At 59.9% G+C, this 8,453-nt stretch carries 9 protein-coding genes; 2 read left to right on the top strand and 7 right to left on the bottom strand.

Annotation, left to right across the window (positions count from 1 at the left end; translation table 11 throughout):
- Window positions 1–43: 43 nt before the first annotated feature.
- The 4 genes from J7E24_RS16415 to J7E24_RS16400 form a co-directional block, all read right to left on the bottom strand.
- Window positions 44–592 (bottom strand): hypothetical protein, encoded by a 549-nt coding sequence (locus J7E24_RS16415; protein WP_215139203.1) that lies wholly within the window; start codon window positions 590–592, stop codon window positions 44–46.
- Between the two features lie 207 nt (window positions 593–799).
- Window positions 800–1,495, bottom strand: a complete 696-nt coding sequence (locus J7E24_RS16410; RefSeq protein WP_215139202.1) for a YjjG family noncanonical pyrimidine nucleotidase — start codon at window positions 1,493–1,495, stop codon at window positions 800–802.
- 69 nt (window positions 1,496–1,564) lie between these two features.
- Window positions 1,565–1,891, bottom strand: coding sequence for a (2Fe-2S) ferredoxin domain-containing protein (locus J7E24_RS16405; protein ID WP_215139201.1), 327 nt, complete (start codon window positions 1,889–1,891; stop codon window positions 1,565–1,567).
- Between the two features lie 100 nt (window positions 1,892–1,991).
- Complete coding sequence (locus J7E24_RS16400) at window positions 1,992–2,378, bottom strand: ArsR/SmtB family transcription factor (protein ID WP_215139200.1); 387 nt, start codon at window positions 2,376–2,378, stop codon at window positions 1,992–1,994.
- Between the two features lie 127 nt (window positions 2,379–2,505).
- On the opposite strand from J7E24_RS16400, the gene J7E24_RS16395 reads away from it, so the two are divergent.
- Both J7E24_RS16395 and J7E24_RS16390 read left to right on the top strand, forming a co-directional pair.
- A complete protein-coding gene (locus J7E24_RS16395) occupies window positions 2,506–3,186 on the top strand; it encodes a carboxypeptidase-like regulatory domain-containing protein (RefSeq protein WP_215139199.1) in 681 nt (226 codons plus the stop codon).
- 90 nt (window positions 3,187–3,276) lie between these two features.
- On the top strand, window positions 3,277–4,659 hold the full coding sequence (locus J7E24_RS16390) for an NAD(P)/FAD-dependent oxidoreductase (protein WP_215139198.1): 1,383 nt from the start codon (window positions 3,277–3,279) through the stop codon (window positions 4,657–4,659).
- Between the two features lie 74 nt (window positions 4,660–4,733).
- Here J7E24_RS16390 and J7E24_RS16385 read toward each other — a convergent pair whose 3' ends face one another.
- The 3 genes from J7E24_RS16385 to J7E24_RS16375 form a co-directional block, all read right to left on the bottom strand.
- Complete coding sequence (locus tag J7E24_RS16385; protein WP_251047239.1) at window positions 4,734–5,390, bottom strand: bifunctional 4-hydroxy-2-oxoglutarate aldolase/2-dehydro-3-deoxy-phosphogluconate aldolase; 657 nt, start codon at window positions 5,388–5,390, stop codon at window positions 4,734–4,736.
- 108 nt (window positions 5,391–5,498) lie between these two features.
- Entirely contained in the window at window positions 5,499–5,873 is a 375-nt protein-coding gene (locus J7E24_RS16380) for a PH domain-containing protein (protein ID WP_215139197.1), read from the bottom strand.
- Window positions 5,874–5,998: 125 nt separating this feature from the next.
- Window positions 5,999–8,362: a M1 family metallopeptidase gene (locus tag J7E24_RS16375; RefSeq protein ID WP_215139196.1), complete on the bottom strand. Its 2,364-nt coding sequence runs from the start codon at window positions 8,360–8,362 to the stop codon at window positions 5,999–6,001.
- Between the last annotated feature and the right edge of the window lie 91 nt (window positions 8,363–8,453).

Below are 8,453 nucleotides of genomic sequence, written 5' to 3'. Positions count from 1 at the left end.
CCGCCCCTACACCGACCTCCCAACTTAGTTCGGCCACTAGAGTTTACACCCGCGCCAGCAGTTCCCGAACCTGCCGTTCCAGGTCGGTTTTGGAGCCGGTATTCTGAAGCACGGCGTCGAAGTGCGGGTAGTCGTCGAGGGCGGTTTCGCTGGGATGGGCGTCGTCGCGGGTGCCGTCGCCGCGCTGGTGCAGCGGGTCGCCCTCCACGCGCAGCATCAGGCCGCCGCGGCTGCGGATGAGGTCGGCCTCATTGGGGAAGCGCACATCGGGGATGAGCGTGCACTGCTCGGTGGGGAGCTTGGAGAAGAACGCCTGCACCCAGATATCGGGCTCCCAGAGGCGTAGCGCCAAGCCCACCTGCTGCAGCATTTCGCCCCGGGTGCGGCCGAACGCGGGCAGCTTTTCGGCCTTGCCGGGCTGCGAAAAGTAGGGCGCTGTGCCTTCGCCGGCCAGCGCCGCGCACACTTCCTTTATGGGCTCGCCCACCGAGCGGATATGCCACTTGCGCTCGGGCTGCAGCTGCTGCATGAGCCGGGCAACTGTGTCCTTGCCACTGCCCCGCCGACCCGAAAAACCGATTAGCTTGATCATCGGGTAAAGGTAGCAGGGGCGAAGAACTGTACCTGCCGAACGGACACTGCGGATAGCTGGAGCGGCCTGTTCAGTATCCCTTTCCGCTCACTATTTAAAGCTATCCAGTAGCTCAGCGCTATTAAATAGAACGTCATGCTGAGCNNTAGAGATGCTTCGGCTCCGCTCAGCATGACGGCCTTTCGGCTTTCCACACTGCTTCTTCGCTTACAGAAAGCTCTTCAACTCGCTCAGGCAGCTGATTTCGTAGGTTACCTGGTTGAAGTGGCGGCGCTTATCGGGGTTGAAATACACTTGGTCGAGGCCGGCATTGTAAGCCCCCAGCACGTCGCACTCCAGGTTGTCGCCCACCATCAGGCTCTCGGCCGCGGTGGCCCCGCTACGCTCCAGCGCATGTGCGAAAATGCGCGTGTCGGGCTTGAGATGGCCGCAGCACTCCGACGTTACGATTTCCCGGAAGTAGCTGGTCAGGTTAGACGACTGCAGCTTCACGTGCTGCACGTCGCGGAAGCCGTTGGTGATGAGGTGTAGTTCGTAGCCCTTGTCGCGCAGGTAATCCAGCACCTCGTGGGTGTAGGGAAATACGGCCGATTTGAGGGGCAGAATATCGGTGAACTGGTCCGACATATCGGCCGGCGAATCGGCCTCCGCGAGGCCCAGTTTGCTGAACGTGCGCGGGAAGCGGGTGGCCCGCAGCTGCTTCTGCCCGATTTTACCGTTCTGATACAGCCGCCACAGCCCGTGGTTGATATCCGAATACACCCGGATGAACTCCTCGACCGTGAACGTGCCGTAGCGGCTCAGCTGGTGCTCCTCGTACAGGTGGCGCAGGGTCTGGTCGGCATTAGTTTCAAAGTCCCACAGCGTGTGGTCGAGGTCGAAGAAGAGGTGGCGGTATTTCACTGGGTGAGCGCTGAGGCGAAAAGGTGAGTAAGAATAAGGAGCCAATGCGGCCGGGTGCATAATAGCCAATCAATCAAGCTGTAGTCGTTTTACAACCCGGCCTTCGCCCAGATGTTCGCGCACGATTTCGGCGACGTCGCGGGGGCGCACGTCGCCGTAGGCTACGCCTTCGGGGTAGATGATGAGGGCCGCGCCGGCACCCTTTTTGCACTGCTTACACAAATCGAGGCAGTTGCAGGTCTGTACCCGCACCTTACGCTTTTCGCCGTCCAGCAGCCGAATCTTGAGCCCCTGGCTTTTCAGTTCCTGTTTAAGAGCCTTGGCCACGTCGCGGCCGATTTCATCTTTCTGGGCCGCGCACACAAACACCCGGGCCACCTTGTCAACTGATTTCACGTTTAACTGGTATTGAGTAGTTGGTATTGGGTAGTGAGTAGCAGGTTATGGCATCTAATTGTAGTAACTCATCTTACTACTCCATACCAACTACTCCATACTATGAACCCTGCCAGCGGCGGCTCTGGAGCTTGTACGCGGCCAGCTCGCGGTTCGACCACAGCGTTTGGTAAATTTTCTGGTCCTGCATCAGCTGGGCGTCGCGCTCCATGTAACCGAGCAGCTGGCGCAATAAATCCAGGGCTTCCTCTTTGATGAAGTAGAACACCCAGTTATCGAGGCGGCGGGAGCTGACAAGGCCGGCGCTACGTAAGTGAGCCAGCTGGCGCGAGGTTTTGGTCTGGGAGAAGTCGAGTACCTGTTCCAGATCAGAAATGCACATTTCCTGGTTGCGCCACAGCAAATGCAGAATACGCACCCGGCTCTCGTCGGCCAGGGCCTTGAATACTTGCTGACCAAATGCAACGGTAAAGTGTTTGAGGCGCATCTTTAGGCGAAAGCGGGACACAAGGGCGGCAACCGAACCCCGGTGCCGGCCCGAATTTAAGCCAAACCCGCCAGCAGCCCCCGAAAGTGCCGTATCTTTGGTATTCCTAATGACTTATCTGCCCATTTTGAGTTCGGTTCGAGTTTCCTTTCTGCTCACGGCGTTGCTGCTGGCCCTGGGCCTGCTGCTGGCGCCCGGTGCGGCGCTGGCCCAGGGCCAGCGACCGGTCGTGCAGTTCACCGGCATTGTGGCTTCCGGCGACTCGCTGCTCGGCGTGCCCGGCGCGGCCATCTTCGTGCCCAAGGCCGGGCGCGGCACATCCAGCAACGAATACGGCTATTTTTCGCTGCCCGTGCTGGCCGGCGACAGTATCGTAATCCGCAGCCTGGGCTACCGAAACCAGTATGTTATTGTGCCCGAAACCTACCCCCGCCAGAGTTACTCCGTTATCGTGCAGCTGCAGGAAGACGCTACCATTCTGCCCGAAGTCCGCATCTTTCCTTACGCCACCGAGCGGGCCTTTAAAGAAGCGTTTCTGGCCATGAAGGTGCCTTCGGAAAACGACCGTTCGGCTGCCGAAAAGCTCAACGAGCAAACCATGCGCCGCATGTTTAATACGCTGCCGGTTACCAGTATGGGCAACTACCGCCAAACTATGCAGGCCCAGCAGCAGGACCAGCAGCGCCGCATGGGTTTCGGCCAGACGCCGGCCACCAACAACCCGCTGCTCAACCCGTTCAGCTGGTTGCAACTCATCAAGCAGGTGAAATCCGGCGAGTTCAAGAAGAAGGAAGGCATAGATTACTAGGCGCGAAGACACAGGCAACATCATTCCAGGTAAACCCTGCCAGGGGTTTCCGGGTAAAGGAAGTGTTTGACCTCACGTATTCTCTCGTTTATGGATACCAATCTGCCGCAGACCACCCAGCCCCGCATCGTTATCGTTGGGTGTGGCTTTGCCGGGCTCCGGCTGGCCAAAGACCTGGCGGAGCTGCCGGTGCAGGTCGTCGTCATCGACCGCAACAACTACCACAACTTCCAGCCCCTGCTGTACCAGGTGGCTACCGGTGCCCTCGAAGCCGACAGCATCGCCTATCCGATTCGGAAGATTTTTGCCGGCCAGGCCAATTTTTTCTTCCGGATGGCTGATGTGGAGCGGGTTGATACGAACCGCAACGTGCTGGAAACCAACATCGGGGAAATTCGCTACGACCACCTGGTGCTGGCGACCGGCTCGCTGACCAACTTCTTCGGGCTCGACAGCATCGAGCAGAATGCCATGCAGATCAAGAGCGTGCCCAACGCCCTGAATCTGCGCAGCTACCTGTTTCAGAACTTCGAGAAGGCCATCCTCACCGAAGACCCGGCCCAGCGCCAGGCCCTGATGAACGTGGTAGTGGTGGGCGGCGGCCCCACGGGCGTCGAAATATGTGGCTCGCTGGCTGAGATGCGCAAGGATGTGCTGCCTAAAGACTACCCCGAGCTCGACCTCAAACAAATGGAAATCTACCTCATTGAGGCGGGAGCTGAAGTGCTGGGGCCGATGAGCAAGGAGTCGCAGGTGCAGGCCAAGCACTACCTCGAAGAGATGGGCATTCATCTGCGCCTCAACACCCACGCCCAGCGCTACGAGAACGGCCGCATCTATTATTCCGATACCGAATTCATCCGTACCCAGAACCTGATTTGGGCGGCTGGCGTGAACGGCTCTGCGCTTGATGGCCTGCCCGAAAACGTGGTGGCCCGCAACAAGCGTGTGGGCGTCGATACCCAGAACCGGGTGCTGGGCCTACGCAACGTGTACGCCATCGGCGACGTGGCCAACATGGAAACCCCCGAAATGCCCCGCGGCTACCCTATGCTGGCGCCGGTGGCCATTCAGCAGGCCGAGCAGCTGGCCGCCAACCTGGGGCGGCTGCTCCGGGGCGAGGAACTGCAGCCGTTTAAGTACACCAATAAGGGTAGCATGGCCATTGTGGGCCGCAACCGGGCCGTCGTCGATTTGCCCGGCGACCTGCACTTCGGCGGCTTTCTGGGCTGGCTTACCTGGCTGTTTGTGCATCTGATGACGCTGGTGGGCTTCCGCAACAAGGCCGTAACGCTGGTCGGCTGGGCCATCAGCTACTTCAGCTCCGACAAGGCCCTGCGCCTCATCATCCGCCCCTTCAAGCGCCACGATTTCGATGAAGTAACCGGCGTAAAAGCGGCCGAGCACAAAGCCGCCACCGCTAGCTACATTCCGCCCGTTCCGTCGCCCGAGGCCCCGGTAGTGGGCGGCTGATAAACCTGGTTTTCCAGCAAAGCAAAGGCCCCTATTCAACCGGATAGGGGCCTTTGCTTTACTGGAAAACCAGGTTATTGTGCTGGTGTCGGCCGCAACGCCGCCAGCAGCTCCGCAAACTGTACCGTAAGCTTGGCGAGTTCGGTGGTAGCAAGCAGGCGGGCATCGAGACCCACGCAGGTAGCGCCGGCCGCCTGCCACTCGGCCATTGCGGCCACGGTTGGCTGAATGCCGCCGGTAGCCATGAGCGGTACGTGGGGCAACGGGCCGCGCAGAATAGCCAAGTAGGCGGGCGTGAGGTAGGCCGAGGGGTAGAGCTTGACCAGCGTGGCCCCCAACTGGTGGGCAGCATAGACTTCGTTCAGCGTCTGGGCGCCGGGCAGCCAGGCCAGGTCGTGGCTGCGGCAGATGGCGGCTACCTCGGGGCTGGTAATGGGCTGAATGATAAAGTCGGCGCCGGCTTCAATAAAGCGGCCAGCCTCTTCGGGCGTGTAGATGGTGCCGGCCCCCAGGAGCAAATCGGGGTATTCGGCCTCCACGAAGCGCTGAAGCCGGGCAAAAATGACCGGCGCTTCGTGGCCCCGGTTGGTGAACTCGAACAGCCGCACCCCCGCCGCATAGCCGGCCGCCAGCACGGTGCGGGCATACTCTTCAGAAGCGTGGTAGAAAACCGGCAGCAGCGGGTGCTGCCGGGCCTGGGCCAGCATGTGGGCCGAAGAAAACGAAGCCATAAGCGGATGAAATGATAAACAGGCGGGTTTACGTGCGAACGACGTAAATGGCGCAATCAAGCGCCTGCCTCTGTCAGTTTCGCCAGCTCAGCACCTGCCATAGTGCTGCTAAAGGGCGTACTCGCTTAGCGTGCGGCTCACTTCGTAAATCGTCTGGTCGCCGCGGAAGCTTTTGGTGATGGGCTCGGCCATGCCGCGCACCCAGATTTTCAGGTCGGCATCGAGCTCGAAGTGGCCGGTGGTTTCGGTGCTGTACCGCTCGATGCTGCGGTAGGGCACGCTCAGGTATTCACGTTTTTTGCCCGTTACGCCCTGCTTGTCAATCAGTAGCAGGCGCTTGTTGGTGAACACCAGCAGGTCGCGGATGACAATGTAGGATTTACACACCTGCTCGCCCGGTGCCAGCAGTTGGCTCAGCTCCAGCTGAATGGCGCCGGTGTCAGTTTCGGAAGCGTTGCCCAGCAGGCCGTCGAGAAGTCCCATGTGAAAGCGGATTAGGTTCGGGAGAAGGGAAAGGCTGCTAAACGTAAAGAGCCGGCCTAAAGATAGACCGGCTCTTTACGTTTAGGTGGTTGGTCTTTTGAATAGAGACCGAGAAGGCTGGTTCTTTAGTTCGAACCGCCTGTCGAAGCCGGTGTCGTCAGCGGCTTCTGCTCCTTCTGCTGCAGCGCCGACTGCTGCTGCATGGGGTTTGGGGCTGCCCGCTGCTGGAATTCGTACAGCTCGAAGCGCGACGGCGCGGCCTGCTGGGGCCAGGCGTTGTTGCTCAGGTCGGTGTCGGCGGTCTGCTGGTAGGGGTCAATGACGAAGCTGGCCACCGGCTTCTCCGTCACGAACACCTTGCTGACCTCGGCGTTGTTTTTGCGCCAGATTTCGGCCGGAATCTGCTGGATTTCCTTCTGGCCGTCGGCGTACGTGAGCTGCATGATAACGGGCATCGTGAGGCCGCCTAGGTTTTTGAGGCTCACTTCATACACGTTCAGGCCGCTGCCTAGGCGCTGCTGCTGCTCGGGCGTAAGGGTTTTCAGCAGCTGCTGGTAGCGCTGCTGGTCGGCGGGCGTGGCCACCAGCGGGTCGTACTGGTTGTAGAAGTCCTTTAGCTCGGGTTTGTCATCAACCAGCGTGCGCGGAATAGCCGTTTGGTTGCGCTGCTGCGAGATAGTGCGGGGTGCCTGCTCCTTTAGCTCGCGCTGGCGGGCCTTCTCCACAGTCGGGTTTTGCGAGTTGACATTGTACTGTTTTACGCCGGCAATGGCCAGGTCGGTGTGCTCGGTGGTATAAAACCAGCCGCGCCAGAACCAGTCCAGGTCTACGGCCGAGGCGTCTTCCATCGTGCGGAAGAAGTCGGCGGGCGTGGGGTGCTTGTAGGCCCAGCGGCGCGAATACTCCTTGAAGGCGTAGTCGAACAGCTCGCGGCCCATAATGGTCTCGCGCAGAATGTTGAGGCCGATGGCGGGCTTGCCGTAGGCGTTGTTGCCAAACTGCAGCACCGACTCCGAATTGGTCATAATCGGGGTCTGCAGGCTCTTATCGGTGCGCATGTAGGGCACAATCTGGGCGGCGTCGCCGCGGCGCGAAGGGTAGTCACGCTCCCATTCCTGCTCGGCCAGGTACTGCACAAACGAGTTCAGGCCCTCATCCATCCAGGTCCACTGCCGCTCATCCGAGTTCACAATCATCGGGAAGAAGTTGTGGCCCACTTCGTGGATAATCACCGAAATCATCCCGTATTTCCGGTCGGCCGAGTAGGTGCCGTCCTTCTCGGGGCGGCCACCATTGAAGCTCAGCATCGGGTACTCCATGCCACCCACCGGCCCGTGCACCGAAATGGCCACCGGATACTCGTAAGGGATGGTATACTTGGAATACACCTTGATGGTGTGCGCAATTACCTCGGTCGAGTACTTACCCCAGAGGGGGTTTCCCTCCTTGGGGTAGTAGCTCATGCACATCACGTTCTTGCCGTCCTGCTTGATGCCCATGGCATCCCAGATAAACTTGCGCGACGAAGCCCAGGCGAAGTCGCGGACGTCTTTGGCGGCGTAGGTCCAGGTTTTGGTGCCTTTGGCGCGGGTCTGCTCGGCCCGCTCGGCCTCCTGCGGCGACACAATCAGGACCGGACTTTTGGCTCCCTGGGCCTGCTGCAGGCGCTGGCGCTGGGCGCTGGTCAGCACCTCGTTGGGGTTCTGCAGTACGCCGGTAGCACCCACTACGTGGTCGGCGGGGGCCGTAATGCTTACGCGGTAGTCGCCGAAGGGCAGCGCAAACTCGCCGTTGCCCAGAAACTGCTTGTGCTGCCAGCCCTGGTTATCGGAGTATACCGCCATGCGGGGGTAAAACTGCGCGATTTCGTAGAGGTAATTTTTATCCTCGGGGAAGAACTCGTAGCCGCTACGCTGATTGATTTTGAGTTGGTCGTTGATGTTGTAGCGCCAGCTGATGCTGAATGTAACGGCTTGCTTAGGCCGCAGGGGCGTAGGCAAATCAATCCGCATCATGGTGTTGTTGATGGTGTAGGGCAGCGCCTTCCCGCCTTTCAGCTTCACCTCGCCAATCTTGAAGCCGCCATCAAACCCGTCGCGCTGCATGTAGTCCATCGCCTGGAAGGGCATCCGGGGCTGGATTTCGCCAACCTGTGTAGCGGTGGTAATGGAGTTCTTGTCGAGGATGTTCTGGTCGAGCTGCACCCAGAGGTAGGTGAGCACGTCGGGCGAGAGGTTGGTGTAGGTAATGTCCTCGTCGCCGGTGATGGACTGCTTCTCGTCGTCGAGCCGCACCCGGATGTTGTAGTCGGCGCGCTGCTGCCAGTAGTCGTTGCCGGGCGCACCCGAAGCCGTGCGGTAGGAGTTGGGCGTGGGCAGCAGGGTTTCGAGCTGGGCGAATTTATCGGTGCCGGAGTTGGTGTTCTGCGCGGCCGAGGGTAGGGCCAGCAGCACCGCCAGCCCGGTGGCCAGTAGCGTATTTTTCAGCATAGAAGGCAGGTGGGGGTTTTACGTTAGAAAGTTAGGCGTTTTTTGGATTAGTTGAATGGTAAAGGGTTTTTACAACGATGTAGGGGCGGGG

Source organism: Hymenobacter sp. ISL-91, assembly GCF_018613725.1.
GTDB lineage: Bacteria > Bacteroidota > Bacteroidia > Cytophagales > Hymenobacteraceae > Hymenobacter.
Note: the sequence above shows the minus strand (reverse complement) of the source record. Positions and strands in the feature narration are given on the sequence as shown.

Coding starts and splice junctions, on each gene's coding strand:
- J7E24_RS16415 (WP_215139203.1), bottom strand. CDS start 592: ATGATCAAGCTAATCGGTTTTTCGGGTCGGCGGGGCAGTGGCAAGGAC.
- J7E24_RS16400 (WP_215139200.1), bottom strand. CDS start 2,378: ATGCGCCTCAAACACTTTACCGTTGCATTTGGTCAGCAAGTATTCAAG.
- J7E24_RS16390 (WP_215139198.1), top strand. CDS start 3,277: ATGGATACCAATCTGCCGCAGACCACCCAGCCCCGCATCGTTATCGTT.
- J7E24_RS16385 (WP_251047239.1), bottom strand. CDS start 5,390: ATGGCTTCGTTTTCTTCGGCCCACATGCTGGCCCAGGCCCGGCAGCAC.
- J7E24_RS16380 (WP_215139197.1), bottom strand. CDS start 5,873: ATGGGACTTCTCGACGGCCTGCTGGGCAACGCTTCCGAAACTGACACC.
- J7E24_RS16375 (WP_215139196.1), bottom strand. CDS start 8,362: ATGCTGAAAAATACGCTACTGGCCACCGGGCTGGCGGTGCTGCTGGCC.